The organism is Streptomyces sp. NPDC000594 (assembly GCF_040299965.1).
Classification (GTDB): domain Bacteria; phylum Actinomycetota; class Actinomycetes; order Streptomycetales; family Streptomycetaceae; genus Streptomyces.
In genome coordinates, this window is the sequence record NZ_JBEPCY010000007.1 from 152,447 (window position 1) to 168,431 (window position 15,985).

Annotated in this window: 14 protein-coding genes; 13 read left to right on the forward strand and 1 reads right to left on the reverse strand. The window is 71.4% G+C overall.

Annotated elements, in window-relative coordinates; all coding sequences use genetic code 11:
* Positions 1-55 precede the first annotated feature (55 nt).
* The 12 genes from ptlH (at position 56) to fdxA (ending at position 14,202) form a co-directional block, all read left to right on the forward strand.
* Positions 56-907 carry a 1-deoxypentalenic acid 11-beta-hydroxylase gene (gene ptlH, locus ABT354_RS13415; RefSeq protein WP_351492871.1) on the forward strand — a complete coding sequence of 284 codons (852 nt, stop codon included), beginning with the start codon at positions 56-58 and terminating at the stop codon, positions 905-907.
* A 61-nt stretch (positions 908-968) separates the two neighbouring features.
* Positions 969-2,408 carry an MFS transporter gene (locus tag ABT354_RS13420; protein ID WP_351492874.1) on the forward strand — a complete coding sequence of 480 codons (1,440 nt, stop codon included), beginning with the start codon at positions 969-971 and terminating at the stop codon, positions 2,406-2,408.
* A gap of 152 nt (positions 2,409-2,560) precedes the next feature.
* Positions 2,561-3,388, forward strand: a complete 828-nt coding sequence (gene ptlF / locus ABT354_RS13425) for a 1-deoxy-11-beta-hydroxypentalenate dehydrogenase (protein ID WP_351492876.1) — start codon at positions 2,561-2,563, stop codon at positions 3,386-3,388.
* The gene (gene ptlE, locus ABT354_RS13430) at positions 3,346-5,160 is read left to right on the forward strand and encodes a neopentalenolactone/pentalenolactone D synthase (protein ID WP_351492878.1); all 1,815 of its coding nucleotides are present in this window, start codon (positions 3,346-3,348) and stop codon (positions 5,158-5,160) included. The genes ptlF and ptlE overlap by 43 nt, the downstream gene beginning before the upstream one ends.
* Before the next feature lie 36 nt (positions 5,161-5,196).
* A complete protein-coding gene (gene ptlD, locus ABT354_RS13435; protein WP_351492881.1) occupies positions 5,197-6,096 on the forward strand; it encodes a neopentalenolactone/pentalenolactone F synthase in 900 nt (299 codons plus the stop codon).
* On the forward strand, positions 6,093-7,106 hold the full coding sequence (locus tag ABT354_RS13440; RefSeq protein ID WP_351492883.1) for a polyprenyl synthetase family protein: 1,014 nt from the start codon (positions 6,093-6,095) through the stop codon (positions 7,104-7,106). Before ptlD ends, ABT354_RS13440 begins: the two co-directional genes overlap by 4 nt.
* Before the next feature lie 129 nt (positions 7,107-7,235).
* Positions 7,236-8,249 (forward strand): pentalenene synthase, encoded by a 1,014-nt coding sequence (ptlA, locus tag ABT354_RS13445; RefSeq protein WP_351492885.1) that lies wholly within the window; start codon positions 7,236-7,238, stop codon positions 8,247-8,249.
* A 113-nt stretch (positions 8,250-8,362) separates the two neighbouring features.
* Positions 8,363-9,757 carry a pentalenene oxygenase gene (ptlI, locus tag ABT354_RS13450; RefSeq protein ID WP_351492887.1) on the forward strand — a complete coding sequence of 465 codons (1,395 nt, stop codon included), beginning with the start codon at positions 8,363-8,365 and terminating at the stop codon, positions 9,755-9,757.
* Positions 9,754-10,752 (forward strand): 4-hydroxy-3-methylbut-2-enyl diphosphate reductase, encoded by a 999-nt coding sequence (gene ispH, locus ABT354_RS13455; protein ID WP_351492890.1) that lies wholly within the window; start codon positions 9,754-9,756, stop codon positions 10,750-10,752. The genes ptlI and ispH overlap by 4 nt, the downstream gene beginning before the upstream one ends.
* Before the next feature lie 29 nt (positions 10,753-10,781).
* Positions 10,782-12,569 carry a 1-deoxy-D-xylulose-5-phosphate synthase gene (locus tag ABT354_RS13460; protein ID WP_351492892.1) on the forward strand — a complete coding sequence of 596 codons (1,788 nt, stop codon included), beginning with the start codon at positions 10,782-10,784 and terminating at the stop codon, positions 12,567-12,569.
* Positions 12,570-12,706: 137 nt separating this feature from the next.
* On the forward strand, positions 12,707-13,885 hold the full coding sequence (ispG, locus tag ABT354_RS13465; RefSeq protein WP_351492894.1) for a flavodoxin-dependent (E)-4-hydroxy-3-methylbut-2-enyl-diphosphate synthase: 1,179 nt from the start codon (positions 12,707-12,709) through the stop codon (positions 13,883-13,885).
* Positions 13,882-14,202, forward strand: a complete 321-nt coding sequence (fdxA, locus tag ABT354_RS13470; RefSeq protein ID WP_351492896.1) for a ferredoxin — start codon at positions 13,882-13,884, stop codon at positions 14,200-14,202. Before ispG ends, fdxA begins: the two co-directional genes overlap by 4 nt.
* A 50-nt stretch (positions 14,203-14,252) precedes the next feature.
* On the opposite strand, the gene ABT354_RS13475 is transcribed toward fdxA, so the two are convergent.
* Positions 14,253-15,410 carry a helix-turn-helix transcriptional regulator gene (locus ABT354_RS13475; protein WP_351492898.1) on the reverse strand — a complete coding sequence of 386 codons (1,158 nt, stop codon included), beginning with the start codon at positions 15,408-15,410 and terminating at the stop codon, positions 14,253-14,255.
* 328 nt (positions 15,411-15,738) lie between these two features.
* Between ABT354_RS13475 and ABT354_RS13480 the strand changes: the two genes are divergently transcribed.
* A complete protein-coding gene (locus tag ABT354_RS13480) occupies positions 15,739-15,885 on the forward strand; it encodes a hypothetical protein (RefSeq protein ID WP_351492901.1) in 147 nt (48 codons plus the stop codon).
* The last annotated feature ends 100 nt before the right edge of the window (positions 15,886-15,985 follow it).

Genomic DNA, 15,985 nt, shown 5'->3' on the forward strand with positions numbered 1-15,985 from the left:
CCCGGATGGTGTTTGACGCCCCCTCCCCCACGCACAGTCACGAGGACAAGGAACCATGACGGACACTTTCAGTGAATATGTCGACTGCATGCCCCTTCTCGACGACCGTGACGCCCTCCACCGGTTCTACGACGAGCACGGCTATGTCTATCTGCGCGGCGCCCTGGACCGCGAACTCGTGCGGACCGCCGCCGAGCAGATGCTCCAGGGCCTGATCGCACTCGGCCACGCCGCCCCCGGCACCACGCTCGACACCCTCGCCATCGACTCCTTCGAGGCGGTCGACGAGGTGGCGATGCACGACTACGTCAGGTACGACGAGCTGTGGAACCACCCCTCGACCCGGAAGGTCTGGGAGAAGGTCTTCGGCGAGCCGGTCTTCGTCTTCAAGTCGACGACGATCCGCTACTACCCCTCCGCCGCGGGCTCCGCCGAGCCGAGCTTCCTGACCCCGCTGCACCAGGACGGCTTCTACATCGGCCCGAACAAGGACTTCCGTACCGCCTGGATACCGCTGCTCCCGACGACCCGCGCAATAGGCGGTGTCGCCCTCGCCGACGGCAGCCACCGGAAGGGCCCGCGCGAGCATGTCGTCACCGAGAACTTCCGCCGCTTCGGCCACGCCGTGCGCGGCATCCCGGCGGAGGAGTTCGGCGCGGACGAGGAGTTGCTGTTCTCGGCCATGGCACCCGGCGACGTGATCATCTTCCATGCCTTTATGTGCCACAAGTCCATCCCGAACGTCTCGGCGCACCCGGCCGGCATGCGGATGTCGATGGACACCCGTATCCAGCCCGCCTCCTCGCCCCGTGGGTTCAATGCCCTCACCCCCTGGCCGGAGTCGGCGAAGGACGCCTCCAAGGGAGTCCTGTCGAAGATCACCGGCACCCCCACCACCGCCGAGTGACCTCATCACCCCCGAACACGCCTCGACCGTCCCCTCCGAACGCCCGGGTAGGCAGCAGCGCATGACCAAGCACGAGAGCCTCCCCCCTCCGAAGGGGCCCGAAGCGACGCCGGAGCCCTCGGCCCCCGCAGGGCTCGGCGGCATCGCCCTGGTGGTGGTGCTCACCGGATACGCCCTTTCCATCGTGGACGCCTCCATCGTCAATGTGGCCCTGACCTCGATCAGTGACGACCTCCACGGCGGCCCCGCCGCACTGGAGCTGGTGGTGTCCGGCTATGGCCTCACCTACGCCCTCGGCCTGGTGCTGGGCGGACGGCTGGGCGACGCCTTCGGCAGGCGGCGCCTGTACGCCTACGGGCTCGCGGCCTTCACCGTCACCTCGGCACTGTGCGGGCTCGCCCCGACCATCGAGTTCCTCGTCGTGGCCCGGCTGCTCCAGGGCGCCGCCGCCGCCATGCTCGTACCGCAGGTGCTGGCGACGATCCAGGCGGCCACGGTGGGCCAGGCACGTGCCCGTGCGATCGGTCTGTACGGGGCGACCGCGGGCCTCGGCATGGTCATCGGGCAGATCCTGGGCGGGCTGCTGGTCTCGCTGGACATCGCCGGCATCGGCTGGCGGGCGGTCTTCGCGATCAATGTGCCGATCGGAGTGGCGGCGCTGATGGCCGTCCGGCGCGTCCCCGCGACCAGGGCCGGCACCAGGCCGCGCTTCGATCCGCTGGGCACCGCACTGTTCGGCGCCACCATGGTCTGTGTCCTGGCCGTGGTCGTGGCGGGCCCCGAACTGGGCTGGCCGCTGTGGCTGTGGTCACTGCTCGCGGTCGCGGCGGCGGGAGCGGTGGCCCTGACGCGGGTCGAACGCGGACTGGAGGCGCGGGGCGGTTCACCGCTGCTCTCCCCGTCGGTGCTGTCCCATCCGGGGATGCGCAGAGGGCTGATGGCGATGGTGCCCTTCTCGGCCGGCTTCGGCGCCTTCCTGTTCGTCTACGCGCTGATCGCCCAGGGCCATTTCGGCTTCGGGGGACTCGCCTCCGGCGGCGGGCTCGCGCCGTTCGCCGTGGCGTTCTTCGTGGTGGCGCAGTTCACCCCGAGGATCGCGGCGGCGCTGGGGAGCCGGATCGTCACCCTGGGCGCCGTCGTCCAGTCCGCGAGCCTGCTACTGCTGGCGCTGGTGCTCTGGCTGGGCTGGCCCCATCCCTCCCTGGCGCTCGTACTGGTCGGGATCGGCTTCTTCGGCGCGGGCGCGGCGCTGATCGGCCCGACGCTGTTCCGGACGATCCTCGCCGACGTACCCTCCGCACAGGCCGGCATGGGCAGCGGTGTGCTGGTGACCAGCCAGCAGATGGCGACCGCGCTGGGTGCGACCGTCGGCGGAACCCTCTACATCTCCCTGGACGGTTCGCTGTCGACGGTGTCGGCGGCCGTGCTCGTCCTCGCCCTGCTGGTCTGTTCCTCGGTGACCGTTCTCATGATCAGCCTGAAGCTCCCCGACCCCAGCTGACACCCGCGTCCCCCGACCCCAGCTGACAACCGCCTTCCCGGACCCCAGCTGACAACCGCGTTCCCCGAACGGCTCGATCTCATCCAGACCTTCTCGTCGGCCACGGCGCGCCGTCCTTCGGCGTACCCGCGCGCAGAAGCGGAGACAGCCCAGTGCAGTTACCGACCAGGACAGCCGTGGTGACCGGCGCGGCCAGCGGCATCGGCCTCGCCCTCAGTGCCCGCTTCGCGGCGGCCGGCGGCGGCGTGATCATGGCGGACATCGACGGCGAGGCACTCCACCGCCGGGCCGCCGAACTCACCGCGCAGGGGGCCCGGGTGACCCCGGTGACCGCCGACCTCACCGACCCGGACGCCGTCGAACGGCTCGCGGACACCGCGTTCGACCACCTCGGCGACATCGACGTGGTGTGCAACAACGCCGGGGTCCTCGGCCCCGTGGGGCAGCCCCTGTGGGAGGTGCCGCTGGCGCACATGCGGCAGGTCTTCGAGGTGAACCACTGGGCCCACGTCCTGGTGGCCCGTGCCTTCGTCCCCCGGCTGCTGGAGCGCGGCCGGCCCGCCCATCTGATCCACACCGCCTCGATGTCCGCCTTCGTCGTCGGCGCGGGCAGCGCCGCCTACGCCGCCTCCAAACACGCCGACCTCGCCGTAGCCCGCAGTCTCCGCGCCGATCTGCGGGGCACCGGGATCCGGGTGTCGGTGCTCTGTCCCGGCCGGGTCGACACCCCCATGGTCCAGGGCCTGACGGCCCCGCGCGGTGCGGGCGGCGACACCTCGGTGAGCGCCGAGGAGGTCGCCGGACTCGTCTGGGAGGCCCTCGGCTCCGACCGCTTCTATCTCTTCAGCAACTCCGACGCGCCGCTGCGGCTGCGCGATCAGTTCGACGATGTAGGGCGCCATCTCTCCCTTCCGCCCCCTTCCCCCGAGGAGGAACCGTGGCCCGCGCCGAAAGCGACGACCGTCGTGATAAAACACTGACCATCGATCTGGAGGCGGTACGGGAGAAGTACCGGCGGGAACGCGACAAACGCACCACCGGTCGCACCTATCAGTTCGCGCGCGGTGACTTCGGCCGCTACGCGCGGGACCCCTACACCGAGCGGCGGGAGCGCGAGCCGCTCACCGACGAGGTGGATGTCGCCGTCGTCGGCGCCGGCATCGGCGGCCTGCTGACCGGCGCCCATCTGCGCGAGGAGACCGGCCTGGAGCGTATCCGGCTGATCGACGAGGCCGGCGACGTCGGCGGTACCTGGTACTGGAACCGCTTCCCCGGGGTCCGGTGCGACGTCGAGAGCTACATCTATATGCCGCTGCTCGAAGAGATCGGCGCGATCCCCACCGAGAAGTACTCCACCGGTCCCGAGATCTTCGCCCACCTCCAGCGGATCGCCCACCGGTACGACCTCTACCGCGACGCCCTCTTCCAGACCACCGTCACCGGGCTGCGCTGGGACGAAGCCGCCGGCAGGTGGCTGGTGAGCACCGACCGCGGCGATCTGATCCGGGCCCGGTACGTGGCCATGTCGATCGGACTGATGCACCGGCCCAAACTCCCCGCGCTGCCGGGGCTCGACACCTTCGCCGGGCACTCCTTCCACACCAGCCGCTGGGACTTCGACTACACCGGCGGCGACAGCACCGGCGGGCTGACCAAGCTGAAGGACAAGAAGGTCGGCGTCATCGGCACCGGCTCCACGACCATCCAGCTCGCCCCGCACCTCGCCGAGTGGGCCGAGCGGCTCGTCCTCTTCCAGCGCACCCCGGCCGCGGTCGACGTCCGGGGCAACCGGCCCACCCCGGCCGACTGGGCGAGCGGTCTCGAACCGGGCTGGCAGCAGCGCCGTATGGAGAACTTCCACGCGCTGACCTCCGGCATCCCGCAGGACGAGGACCTGGTCCAGGACCGCTGGACCCAGACCACGGCCCAGCTGGCCGCCGCGATCCTGCCCACCGGAGACACCGGCGGCGACCCGAGGGAGCGGGCGCTCGCGGCCGAGCGGGCGGACTTCCTCAAGATGGAGGAGCTGCGCGCCCGCGTCGACAGCGTTGTCACCGATCCCGCGACCGCCGCCGCGCTCAAGCCGTACTACCGCGTGTACTGCAAGCGGCCCTGCTTCCACGACGGCTATCTCCAGACCTTCAACCGGCCGCAGGTGACCCTGGTCGACACCCAGGGGCAGGGGGTGGAGCGGATCACCCCGGCCGGGGTGGTCGCGAACGGCCGGGAGTACCCGCTCGACTGCCTGATCTTCGCCACCGGCTACGAGCACGAGTTCGCCGTCCCGTACACCGATCGCGCCGGCTACGACATCGTCGGCCGCGACGGCCTGAAGCTGTCGCAGAAGTGGGCGGACGGGGCGCACACCCTGCACGGACTCCAGGTGAACGGCTTCCCCAACTGTTTCATCCTGTCCAAGATCCAGGCCGGCCGGCACGTCAACATCGCCTACATGCTGAGCGAGCAGACCCGCCACCTCGCCCATATCGTCAAGTCCGTCGAGGAGCGCGGCCACCGGGTCGTGGAGGCCTCCGAGGCCGGCGAGAAGGAATGGGTCGAGGAGATCCTCCGGCTCGCCACCGACAGCATCGACTTCCTGGAGAACTGCACGCCCGGCCTCTACAACAACGAGGGCGACCCGAGCGGACTGCCCCTGCTCAACTCCAGCTACGGCGGCGGTTCGGTGGAGTTCGTGAACATCCTCAGGCGCTGGCGCGCGGCGGGCGACCTCGCCGGTCTCGAACTGCGCTGACCACCCCCCACCCCCCTGCGAAAGGCGGCAACGCCCATGGACATCAAGCCGATACCCGGCGCCCCTCTCGGCGCCGTCGTCCACGGCGCCCATGTCACCGGCGACATGGGCAGGACCCGGTACGCGGAGATCTGGGCAGCGCTCGACGCGCACCTCGTCCTGGTCTTCCGCGGCCACGAGACCCCTTCCTACCCGGAGTTCCTGGCCTTCGGCCGCAGCTTCGGGCACATCCCGAAGACCGGTCTGACCAGCGGCGCCCACCCCGACCACAATGAGATCCTGATCGTCTCCCATCTGCTGGAGAACGGTCGCAGGATCGGCGTCGGCGACGCCGGGTGGATGGGCTGGCACACCGACTACTCCTTCCGCCCCCGTGTCTCCCAGGTCGGCTTCCTGGAGGCCATGGAGGTGCCCTCCTCCGGCGGCGGGGAGACGCTTTTCACCGATATGTACGCCCTGTACGAGTCGCTGACGCCCGAGGAGCGCCGGCGCCTGCACTCCTACCGGGTCCGGCATGCCCTGCGCACCGGGTACGAGGAGACCATCGAGGAGGAGCTCCAGGGCGAGGTGTCCCTCGGCGAGAACACCGCACAGATCCAGCCCGAGGACGGCACCTCCACCATCCACCCCCTCATCGCCCGCAATCCGCGCACCGGCCGCCGGTCGGTCTACATCAGCACCCTGAACACCCAGCGGATCGTGGACCTCGCCCCCGACGACAGCCGCAGGCTGCTCGACGAACTGCTGGTGCACGCGGGCAAGCCCCAGTACACCTATGCCCACACCTGGCAGCCCGGGGACATCGTCATGTGGGACCAGCTCGGCACCGTCCACGCCAAGCGGGCCTTCGACCCGGCCGAACGGCGCATCATGCGCCAGGTCGTCAGCATCTTCGACGATCCGACCGCCCCCTGGCGGGCGGAGTCCGCCGCATGAGCACCGCCCCCGCCTGCCTCAGCCACAGCCGGGTCACCATCACCCCGGCACTGCGCGCCGCCGTCGACCGGCTCGACCAGCGCTCGCGCCACCAGGCGGCCTACCACTTCGGCTGGATCACCGTGAGCGGCGCGCCCACCAGCGCCGACGCCGGCAAGGCCGTACGGCCGGCACTGGCGCTGCTGTCGGCCGAGGCGGTCGGCGCACAGCCGGAGGTCGCACTGCCCGGCGCCGTCGCCGTGGAGCTCGTGCACAACTTCTCCCTGCTGCACGACGATCTGATGGACGGCGACGAGGAGCGCCGCCACCGCCGCACGGTGTGGCGGCTCTGGGGTGCCTCCAGCGCGATCCTGACCGGTGACGCGATGCTGGCGCTCGCCCAGGAGGTGCTGCTGGACACCGGGCTGCCCACGGCGGCGCCCGCCGCCCGGCTGCTGGCGCGCACCACCCGGCATCTGATCCGCGGCCAGGTGGAGGACCTGGCCTTCGAACAGCGCTCGCATGTCACGGTCGAGGAGTGCGTCGACATGGCCGCCGGCAAGACCGGCGCACTGCTCTCGGCGAGTGCCGCGATCGGCGCCGTCCTCGCCGGGGCGCCGGAGGCGACGGTGGACGCGCTGGCGCTCTACGGTGACCAGGTGGGCGTCGCCTTCCAGCTCATCGACGATGTGCTCGGCATCTGGGGCGACCCGGCCGTCACCGGCAAGTCGGTCCACTCCGATCTGCGGTCCCGCAAGAAGTCCCTGCCGGTCAGCCATGTACTGAACCAGGACGGTCCGCTCAGGGACGAGCTGGCCGCCTGGCTCACCACCCCCGGTGAGCCCGACGAGGAGGAACTGCGGCGTGTGGCCGCGCTGATCGCGGACGCCGGCGGCCGGGACTGGGCGCTGGCCGAGGCCGCCCGGCGGATGGCGCTCGCCGAGGACGCGCTGCGCGGTGTCGAGCTGGACACCGGCGCACGGGACGAACTCCTCGCGCTCGGCCGGTTCGTCGTCGACCGCGAGATCTGAGACCGGCCGGCCCCCTCCCCCCTGTCCGTATCCCCCTTCTGCTCGATCCCCCTTCTGATCGGCGCGGCACTCCCGCCAGGGCACCACCATGCCCGCTGTTCCCCGCAACCCACCCCCAAGGACTCCCCCATGCCCCAGGATGTCGACTTCCACATACCCCTGCCGGGCCGGCAGAGCCCGGACCACGCCCGTGCCGAGGCCGACCAGCTCGGCTGGCCGCGCTCGCTCGGGCTGATCAAGTCCGAGGCGGCGGCCGAGCGCCATCTGCGCGGCGGCTACGCCGATCTGGCCTCCCGCTTCTACCCCCATGCCACCGGCGCCGACCTGGATCTGGGCGTCGATCTGATGTCGTGGTTCTTCCTCTTCGACGACCTCTTCGACGGGCCGCGCGGCGAGAACCCGGAGGAGACCAAACGGCTCACCGACTCGGTCGCGGCGGCGCTGAACGGCCCCCTTCCCGACACCGCGCCACCCATCGCGCACGGCTTCGCCGACATCTGGCGGCGCACCAGCGAGAACATGACACCCGCCTGGTGCACGCGGAGCGCCCGGCACTGGCGCAACTACTTCGACGGCTATGTCGACGAGGCGGAGAGCCGCTTCCGCGACACCCCGTACAACTCCGCGGCCCAGTATCTGGCGGTGCGCCGGCAGACCATCGGGGTGCAGCCGACGGTCGACCTCGCCGAGCGCGCGGGCCGCTTCGAGGTGCCGCACCGGGTCTTCGACAGTGCCGTGCTCTCCGCGATGCTCCAGATCGCCGTCGACATCAATCTGCTGCTCAACGACATCGCCTCGCTGGAGAAGGAAGAGGCCCGCGGCGAGCAGAACAACATGGTCATGATCCTGCGCCGGGAGCACGGCTGGTCCGAGGACCGGAGCGTCACCCACATCCAGGGCGAGGTCCGCGCCCGTCTGGAGCAGTACCTGCTGCTGGAGTCCTGCCTGCCGCAGGTCGGCGACATCTACCGGCTCGACGGGGCCGAGCGCGAGGCCCTGGAGCGCTACCGCAACGACGCCGTGCGCACCGTGATCCGCGGTTCCTACGACTGGCACCGCTCCTCGGGCCGCTACGACGCCGAGTTCGCGCTCGCCGCCGGCGCCCAGGGCTATCTGGAGGAGCTCGGCAGCACCGCCCGCTAGCGGCGGCGCCCAGCAGGACCGAGCGGCCCGCGCCCGGCCGTCGCGGAGGCACAGCCGGCCGGCGAGCGGAGCAGCTGTCAACAGATCGGCAAAGACGGGAAGTTGAGATTCGAATGACCGAGCAGAACACCTTCTCGGCGGGAACGGCGCCCGGGGCGCTCCCCGTCGTGGGACACGCCCTCCAGATCATGCGTCACCCCGTGGACTTCATGACCTCGCTGTCGGCCCACGGCGACCTGGTCGAGATCAGGATCGGCCCCACCACGGCCTATGTCCCGACCCACCCCGAGCTGCTGCGGTACGTGCTGACCAACGACCGCGTCTTCGACAAGGGCGGCGTCTTCTACGACCGCGCCCGGGACATCGCCGGCAACGGCCTGGTCACCTGCCCGTTCTCCGACCACCGCCGCCAGCGCCGGCTGATGCAGTCGGCGTTCACCCGCGGCCAGCTCAAACGGTATGCGGAGGCCATGCACGCCGAGATCGCGGACACGACGTCGCGCTGGCAGGACGGCATGGTCGTCGACGCCTTCCAGGAGATGTACGGGATGGCCCTGCGCACGGTCGGCCGCACCCTGTACTCCACACCCGTCAGCCCCGAGCTGGCGGCCAAGGTGGAACGTTCCTTCGATGTGGTGCTCAACGGCCTGTTCCGGCAGATGTTCCTCCCGGCCTCGATCCGCCGGCTGCCCCTGCCGTCCCAGCGCCGCTACAAGAACAACCTGGACTTCCTGCACGAGACCACCCAGCGGCTCATCGACGACTACCGCAGCTCCGACACCGAGCACGACGACCTGCTCGCCGCCCTGCTCGCCGCCCGCGACGACGACGGCGGCCGGCTCGGCGACAAGGAGATCCACGACCAGGTCATCACCGTCATGGCGGCCGGTACCGAGACCGTCGCCGGCACCCTCACCTGGGTCTTCTACCTCCTCTCCCAGCACCCGGAGATCGAGGCCGCGCTCTACGACGAGATCGACTCCGTCCTCGACGGCCGCGCCCCGCGGTGGGACGATCTGCCGAGCCTCTCCCTGACCGACCGGATCATCTCCGAGACGCTGCGACTGCACCCGCCGGCCTGGCTGTTCACCCGACTCACCGCCACCCCGACCGAACTCGCGGGCCGTCAGCTGCCGGCCGGCTCCACCATCGTCTTCAGCCCCGCCGCGGTCGCCCAGTACGAGGACGCCTTCGACAACCCCGGGGAGTTCGACCCCGACCGCTGGCTGCCGGAGCGTGTCGCACCCGCCTCCCGCCATGCCTTCGTGCCGTTCGGCACCGGCGCCCGCAAGTGCATCGGCGACCTCTACGCCCGCACGGAGGCCGCCCTGGGGCTCGCCACCATCCTGGGCCGCTGGCGGGTCACCTGCGAGCCCGGTATGGACGTCCGCCCGGTGCCGCTGGCCACCGTCTACCACCCGCGCCGGCTGCGCCTGAGACTGGACGCGCACACCCCGCGCCGGACGGCCGCCACCGTCCCCGCACCGGCCGGGGGTGACGCGGCGTGAGCGGAGCCGAGGTCGTCCTGGCCCAGCCGCGCGGCTTCTGCGCGGGTGTACGGCGCGCCATCGGCATCGTCGAGCGGGCGCTGGACCTGCACGGGGCGCCGGTGTACGTACGCAAGGAGATCGTGCACAACCACTACATCGTCTCGGAACTACGAAAACGGGGCGCGGTCTTCGTCGACAGCGAGGAGGAGGTCCCGCAGGGCGCGGTCTGTGTCTTCTCCGCGCACGGTGTCTCACCCGAGGTCCGCTCCACCGCCGCCGGCCGGGGGCTTGAGGTCATCGACGCCACCTGCCCGCTGGTCTCCAAGGTCCACCAGGAAGCGGTGCGCTTCGCCCGGGACGGCCGTGCCATCCTCCTCGTCGGGCACGAGGGCCACGAGGAGGTCGAGGGCGTCCTCGGTGAGGCCCCCGACCGGATCCTCGTCATCGAGACGGAGGACGACGTACGCCGCCTCGACCTGCCCGACGACACCCCGGTCGCCGTCCTCACCCAGACCACCCTCTCGTTCGACGAGACCGAGCGCGTCGTCGAGGCCCTGCGCGCCCGCTTCACCGACCTGATCACCCCCGGCGACGACATCTGCTACGCCAGCCAGAACCGGCAGAACGCGGTCAAGGACCTCGCACGCGACAACGACCTGGTCCTGATCGTCGGCTCGCGCAACTCCAGCAACTCGCTGCGCATGGTCGAGGTGGCCCGCGACCACGGCGCCGCCGCCCATCTGGTCCCCGACGAGCGGCACCTCGAAGCGGACTGGCTGAGGGGTGTGTCGTCGGTCGGCGTCAGCGCCGGGGCCAGTGCCCCGGAGATCCTTGTCGACGGGCTCGTCGTCCGGCTCGCCGAACTCGGCTTCGACCGGGTCCAGCTCCAGCGGGGCATCGCCGAGGACGTCGTGTTCTCCATGCCCGGCCGGCTGGCCGACCCGGTCACCGGCCGTGTCCCGCAGACACCGCTGGCCGGCGAGGTCTCGCCCGCACCCGGTGGGGTGCGATGAATCCGCCGCCGGAGAAAGAGGGGCGCGCCATGCCACGCCTGGAGGAGATCCGGGGGCCCGAGGACCTGCGCGCCCTGTCCCCGCACGCGGCCCGCGAACTGGCGCCGCGGATCCGCCGGCTGCTGGTGGAGAGCTGCACCGCCCATGGCGGCCATCTCGGCCCCAATCTCGGGGTCGTCGAACTCTCCATCGCCCTGCACCGCGTCTTCGACTCCCCCCGCGACAGGATCCTGTGGGACACCGGCCACCAGGCCTATGTCCACAAGATCCTCACCGGCCGCACCGGGGCGTTCGCCACGCTCCGCCGCACCGGCGGGTTGTCGGGCTACCCCTGCCGCGCCGAGTCCGAGCACGACGTCATCGAGAACTCGCACGCCTCGACCTCCCTCTCCTGGGCGGACGGCCTCGCCCGCGCCAACGCCCTGCTCGGGCGGAGCGACCGCGCCGTGGTCGCCGTACTCGGCGACGGGGCGCTCACCGGGGGCATGGCCTGGGAAGCCCTCAACAACATCGCGGCCGCCCCCGAACGCCCCGTCGTCGTGGTCCTCAACGACAACGGCCGCTCCTACGCCCCCACCGTGGGCGCCGTCGCCGGACACCTCGCCGGCCTGCGCACGGGCGACGCCCGGCCCACCCTGTTCGAGAATCTGGGGCTCGCCTACGTCGGCCCGGTGGACGGCCATGACATCGAGGCCGTGGAGACGGCACTGCGTACGGCCGTCGCCCTGCACAGGCCCGTGGTGGTCCACTGCGTCACCTCGAAGGGCCGCGGCCACCTGCCCGCCGAAGAGGACGAGACGGACCACTTCCACGCCGTGCGCGCCGCCGCCGCCCGGAAACCGGGGTCCGCGCCCAGCTGGACGTCCGTGTTCGGCAGCGAGCTGGCCGACCTCGCCGCCGACCGGCCGGACGTGGTCGCCATCACCGCGGCCATGCTCGACCCGACCGGGCTCGGCGAGTTCGCCCGCCGCCACCCCGAGCGCGTCATCGACGTCGGCATCGCCGAACAGCACGCCGTGACCACCGCCGCGGGGCTGGCCCTCGGTGGGGTGCACCCGGTCGTCGCGCTGTACGCCACCTTCCTCAACCGGGCCTTCGACCAGCTCCTGCTGGATGTGGCCCTGCACCGGGCCCCGGTCACCTTCGTCCTGGACCGGGCCGGGGTGACCGGCGACGACGGCCCCTCGCACAACGGCATGTGGGACCTGTCGCTGCTGAATCTGGTGCCCGGCCTGCGGCTGGCCGCGCCACGCGACGCCACCACCCTGCGCCGTGCCCTGCGGGAGGCCGTGGCCTGCGACGACGGCCCCACCGCCCTGCGCTTCCCCAAGGGCTCCAGCGGAGCGGACATCCCGGCCGTGGAGGTGCGCGCGGACCTGGACGTCCTGCACCGCGGCGAGCGCCCCGACATCCTGCTGGTCTCCGTCGGCGCCATGGCCGCCACCTGTCTCGACGTCGCCGAACGGCTGGCCGGGCGGGGCGTCGGCGTCACCGTCGTGGACCCCCGCTGGATCAAGCCGGTGGCGCCCGGGCTGACCGCGCTCGCCCTCGACCATCTGATGGTCGCCACGGTCGAGGACAACGGACGGGCCGGCGGCGCCGGGGCGTGCGTCGCCCAGGCCCTGGGCGAGGCCGATCCTGGTCTGCCGGTGCATGTCTTCGGCCTCCCGCAACGCTTCCTGGACCACGGCTCACGGGCCGATGTCCTGGAGGCCTGCGGCCTCACACCCCGCCATCTCGCCCGGGCGCTGCTGGCGGCCCTGCCCTCCGGACGGCGGGCCCGGCGGGGAGCCGCCGCCTCCCTCGCCGCCGGCTGACACCGGCCGTCCCGACGGGCGGTCGGCGGCCACGCGCACGGCGACGACCCCGCCGACCGCCCGTGAGCCGACCGCCCGTAACCCGACCGCTCGCAACCCGGTCCCCCCGGACCGGCCGACCATCTTGGGGATTTGTCATGTCTGTCGCTCTCGGAGTGCCGACGGTGCCGCCGAGGCTGGCCCGACGACGTACCAGCCGTCAGATCCAGGTAGGGACCGTACCCGTGGGCGGCGACGCCCCCGTCTCGGTCCAGTCCATGACCACGACCCGCACCTCCGACATCGGCGCGACCCTCCAGCAGATCGCCGAACTCACCGCGTCCGGCTGCCAGATCGTCCGCGTCGCCTGCCCCACCCAGGACGACGCCGACGCCCTCGCCACGATCGCCCGCAAGTCGCAGATCCCGGTGATCGCGGACATCCACTTCCAGCCGAAGTACGTCTTCGCGGCCATCGAGGCGGGCTGTGCGGCCGTACGGGTCAACCCGGGCAACATCAAGCAGTTCGACGACAAGGTCCGTGAGATCGCGCGGGCCGCGAAGGACCACGGCACGCCGATCCGCATCGGGGTCAACGCGGGTTCGCTCGACCGCAGGCTGCTGAAGAAGTACGGCAAGGCGACCCCGGAGGCGCTGGTCGAGAGCGCGCTGTGGGAGGCGTCGCTCTTCGAGGAGCACGACTTCCGGGACATCAAGATCTCCGTCAAGCACAACGACCCCGTCGTCATGGTCGAGGCGTACAAGCAGCTCGCGGCGGAGTGCGACTACCCGCTGCACCTCGGTGTGACGGAGGCGGGCCCCGCCTTCCAGGGCACCATCAAGTCGGCCGTCGCGTTCGGGGCGCTGCTGTCCCAGGGCATCGGCGACACCATCCGTGTCTCCTTGAGCGCGCCGCCCGTCGAAGAGGTCAAGGTCGGCCTCCAGATCCTGGAGGCCCTGAACCTCAAACAGCGCGGCCTGGAGATCGTGTCCTGCCCGTCCTGCGGGCGCGCCCAGGTCGATGTGTACAAGCTGGCCGACGAGGTCACGGCCGGGCTGGAGGGCATGGACATCCCCCTGCGCGTGGCCGTCATGGGGTGTGTGGTGAACGGGCCCGGCGAGGCCAGGGAAGCGGACCTCGGCGTCGCCTCCGGCAACGGCAAGGGGCAGATCTTCGTCAAGGGCGAGGTCGTCAGGACCGTACCCGAGTCGAAGATCGTCGAGACGCTCATCGAGGAGGCGTTCAAACTCGCCGAGCTGATGCGCGGGGCCGAGGAGAACGACGGTGACGGTGCCGGTGGCAGCGACAGCGACACGAGCGAAGGGAAGCATCCGTGACCTATGTCATCGCCCAGCCCTGTGTGGACGTCAAGGACAGGGCCTGTATCGAGGAATGCCCCGTCGACTGCATCTATGAGGGTCGGCGATCCCTGTACATCCACCCGGACGAGTGCGTCGACTGCGGCGCGTGCGAGCCGGTCTGCCCGGTCGAGGCGATCTTCTACGAGGACGACGTGCCCGGGGAGTGGACGGACTACCACCGGGCGAACGGCGAGTTCTTCGACGACCTCGGCTCGCCCGGCGGCGCCGCCGTCCTCGGCCCGGTCGAGCGCGACCATCCGCTCGTCGCCGGACAACCGGTCCGCACGGGATGAGCCGGGCCGTGCCCTGGGGCGGGGGCGGAAGCAGCGCCGTACAGCGCCCGTCACCCGTCGGTGGGCAGGGAGGTGGTGCACGCCGGACAGCGGGGGCGGTCCTGGGCCGGGGGTCCGGCGGGCTCCCCGCCCACCGGCCCACTCGCCCCGCCGTCCGCGTGCACCGTCAGTCCCTCGCGCTCCGCGATGGCCCCTGCCTCGAAGCGGCTCTGCGCGCCGAGCCCTTCGAGGATCTCGGAGACATGGCGGCGGCAGGTCCGCAGGGAGATGCCGAGGCGGCGGGCGACCGCGTCGTCCTTGAGGCCCTTGGCCAGCAGGACGAGGATGCTCCGTTTGATGGTGCCGGAGATCTCGTGGGCGGCGCGGGGGCCGGTACCGAATACGGTGGCGTTCTCCCAATCGCGTTCGAACACCCGGATGAGGTAGGCGACGAGATCGGGTTCACGGATCACGAGGGCGCCGCTCGTCGCCGCGGGCAGCAGGGCCATCGCCCGGTCCACCAGGATCATCTGCGGTACGACCTCGGGCATGGTGCGTATCTGTGCGCCCGCGGCGAGGAGCTGTTCCGCATGGGTACGGGTGGGTAGGTCGTACCGGGTGGCGTGCTGGTAGAGACAGCGCATCCGGACACCGCGGGCGAGCAGGGCGAGATCCCGGGGCAGCGCCTCACGGAGGGCGTTGGGCGGGAAGGCACGGCCGTGCTTGGAGACGATGATCTCGCTCGTACAGCTGTCGATGACCTCGTTCAGAAGGGACCGTACGGCGTCCTGGTCGGCGAGGTGGTCGATGGTGGACTCGGGACAGACGGCCTGCCGGGCCCGGAGGTAGACGGGGACGAGCGCGGCGAGCGCGTCATGTTCCCGCTGGAGCCGGGTCCGCTGCTGTCGCAGGGCGTCCTCCCGGGCCCGGAGTTCGGAGTCCCGGTCGGCGAGCACCCGGGCGGCGGCGGTCTGCGGGCTCACCGCGCGCCAGGCCCTGGCGCGGGGGTCGCCGGGGTCCGGGGCCGGGAGTTCCTGGAGGAGTCCGGCTCGGGTCAGGGTCCGTACGGCCCGCTGGCAACCGGGCTCGTCCAGACCGGTGTCGGCGGCCGCCCGGGGAAGGGCGTCCGCCGTGAGCCCGCGGTGTTCCAGGGCCCACCGGTACAGCAGGACCGTACCCTCGTCCAGCTCCGCCGCCCCGGGCGGATCCGGCTCCTCTCCCACGGTCATCGCCCTCTCCTCTCCTATCCCTCCTCAACCTGCATGGCACCTAGATGATTCATGACACAGCTATCGGCCCTGGCGACGGGGTGGCAAAGTGATCATGCCGCCGGGGGCGACCGGAGCGGCGCTGACCTGTTGCGATGGAAGCGGGGAGTCAATGAGCGGAGCATCAAGGGCACGGGGGACTGTTCGGTGCGCGGCCGTCGGGATCGTGGCGTTGGCCTGCCTCGGATGGGCCGGTACGGGCACGGCGGGGGCAACACCGGTGGCACCAGCGGTCCTGGCGGCCCCGGCGGGACCGGCTTCCGCGGGAGACCCGGCACCCCCCGCCGCCGTGCCCGGGGTACCCACCGGCTCCGGGCCCATCACCACCATCTGGGACTGGATCCTCGCCGGCGGAGACGCCGGGAACAGCGGGGACGACGACTGCTGGGAGACCACGGCCTGGGGCGACGGCACCTGCGGGCGACCCTTGAACTAGAACCCCACCGCACGGTTGATGCCCCATCACCCTGGGTGATGGCAGGCATAGGGGCAAAGTCTTGGACCTCCCGTCCCGCGCGGGCCCACGATGGTCATGG

Coding starts and splice junctions, on each gene's coding strand:
- ABT354_RS13475 (WP_351492898.1), bottom strand. CDS start 15,410: ATGACCGTGGGAGAGGAGCCGGATCCGCCCGGGGCGGCGGAGCTGGAC.
- ptlI (WP_351492887.1), top strand. CDS start 8,363: ATGACCGAGCAGAACACCTTCTCGGCGGGAACGGCGCCCGGGGCGCTC.
- ABT354_RS13440 (WP_351492883.1), top strand. CDS start 6,093: ATGAGCACCGCCCCCGCCTGCCTCAGCCACAGCCGGGTCACCATCACC.
- ptlD (WP_351492881.1), top strand. CDS start 5,197: ATGGACATCAAGCCGATACCCGGCGCCCCTCTCGGCGCCGTCGTCCAC.
- ptlH (WP_351492871.1), top strand. CDS start 56: ATGACGGACACTTTCAGTGAATATGTCGACTGCATGCCCCTTCTCGAC.
- ABT354_RS13420 (WP_351492874.1), top strand. CDS start 969: ATGACCAAGCACGAGAGCCTCCCCCCTCCGAAGGGGCCCGAAGCGACG.
- ispG (WP_351492894.1), top strand. CDS start 12,707: ATGTCTGTCGCTCTCGGAGTGCCGACGGTGCCGCCGAGGCTGGCCCGA.
- ABT354_RS13460 (WP_351492892.1), top strand. CDS start 10,782: ATGCCACGCCTGGAGGAGATCCGGGGGCCCGAGGACCTGCGCGCCCTG.
- ptlA (WP_351492885.1), top strand. CDS start 7,236: ATGCCCCAGGATGTCGACTTCCACATACCCCTGCCGGGCCGGCAGAGC.